The sequence below is a fragment of the Ferruginivarius sediminum genome (genome assembly GCF_003344765.1).
In the GTDB taxonomy this organism is placed as follows: domain Bacteria; phylum Pseudomonadota; class Alphaproteobacteria; order Kiloniellales; family Rhodovibrionaceae; genus Ferruginivarius; species Ferruginivarius sediminum.
This window is the reverse complement of record NZ_QPMH01000052.1, coordinates 1-1,559: the sequence shown is the minus strand read 5'-3', so window position 1 is coordinate 1,559 and position 1,559 is coordinate 1. Positions and strand designations below refer to the sequence as shown.

The 1,559-nt window shown below is 67.1% G+C and carries 1 protein-coding gene; it reads left to right on the top strand.

Going from position 1 to position 1,559, the window contains the following annotated elements:
- The first annotated feature begins 106 nt into the window (after positions 1-106).
- Entirely contained in the window at positions 107-1,210 is a 1,104-nt protein-coding gene (locus DRB17_RS19765; protein ID WP_114583945.1) for an IS110 family RNA-guided transposase, read from the top strand.
- Positions 1,211-1,559: the final 349 nt, after the last annotated feature.

Here is a 1,559-nt window from a genome sequence, read left to right as displayed (position 1 = left end):
CTAGACGACATGTCCGTCACGGGGGCGGGTGGCCCGCCTCCAGGTGTGCTGAGATACGTGGGTTGCACCGGCGGGTGCCGAGCCACAAGCACAGTGGAGACGGACCATGGACGAGTATAACGCCTACGTCGGCCTGGACATCCACAAGAACACGATCTCGGTAGCGATCGCGGAGGCGGGCCGCAATGGCGAGTGCCGCAGTTACGGCACGATCGGCCACACCTCCGAGCAGCTGCGCAAGCTCGCGGACAAGCTGAGGCACCGCCACGGCGCCGTGCACTTCGTCTACGAGGCCGGCCCGACGGGATACGTTCCCTGTCGCACGTTGGTCGAAGCCGGCCACGACTGCGCCGTCGCCGGGCCGGCGCAGATCCCGAAGAAGCCTGGTGACCGGGTCAAGACGGACCGGCGGGATGCGCTGCAGCTTGCGCGTCTGGACCGGGCGGGCGAACTGGCGGCGATCTGGGTGCCGGACGAGCACCACGAGGCGATCCGGGATCTGGTGCGCGCCCGGGAGCAAGCCGTTCATGACCTGCGGCGCGCCCGTCAGCGTGTCGGCTCGTTCCTGCTCCGTCACGGCCGCTTCTACAACGGCACCAACTGGACCAAGACGCATCGGCGTTGGCTCGCCCGTCTCCAGTTCGACCAGCCCGCCCACAAGGTCGTTCTGGATACGCTGCTGCAGGCCGTCGATCAGGCCCGCGAGCGCCGCGACTTGCTCAGTCGGGAGATTGCGAATGCGGTCCCGGCCTGGACGATGGTGCCGGTCGTCGAGGCGCTGAAAGCGCTGCGCGGCGTGTCGCTGGTCGCCGCAGCCGGGATCGTCGCCGAGATCGGGGACATCGCCCGTTTCACCCATCCCGGCCAGCTCATGGCTTACCTTGGCCTGGTCTCCAGCGAGCACTCCAGCGGAGAGAAGCGCCGCCCGGGTGCGCTGACCAAGACCGGCAGCCCGCTGGCGCGCAAGCTGCTCACGGAGGCCGCGTGGTCATACCGGCACGCACCCAGGGTCTCCGAGCAGCAACTGGCTCAGCAAGACGACCTCCCGCAAGGCGTTCGCGATCACGCCTGGAAGGCGCAGACGCGCCTTCACGCGCGCTACCGCGCGCTCCTGCGGGCCGGCAAGAAGCCTCAGGTCGCCATCGCGGCGATCGCGCGCGAACTGGTCGGGTTCATCTGGGCGATCGCCTTGCAGGCCCGGCCCGCCTGAGACCAGCGCTGCGCAGACCCTCGAACGCATCAACCTTTTGGAGATCGACCCTCAGCATCACATCCGTTCCGGGACAGGGGCACCAGGGCGCGACCACGGATCGGCCAGATCCCCGTGATCCACTATGGCTGCGGCATCCGACCACCGCTGTCTAGACTGGGGCAACGGCCGGCGAGGTTCCGTCATTCTGTGGTATCGACCCACGCATCAGAGTCTCTCAACCGCCGTCAAAAACGTCGCGCCCTGGTCCCCTTGTCTCGGAGCGTTCATCACTACGCATTACTTCGGATTGAGCCTTTCGGAGCAGAACCTACGCGCCTACACCTTGAAAACACGGACATGAGAGTGG

Bases quoted from the DNA above. Each gene is read 5' to 3' on its own strand.
- DRB17_RS19765 (WP_114583945.1), top strand. From the start codon at position 107: ATGGACGAGTATAACGCCTACGTCGGCCTGGACATCCACAAGAACACG.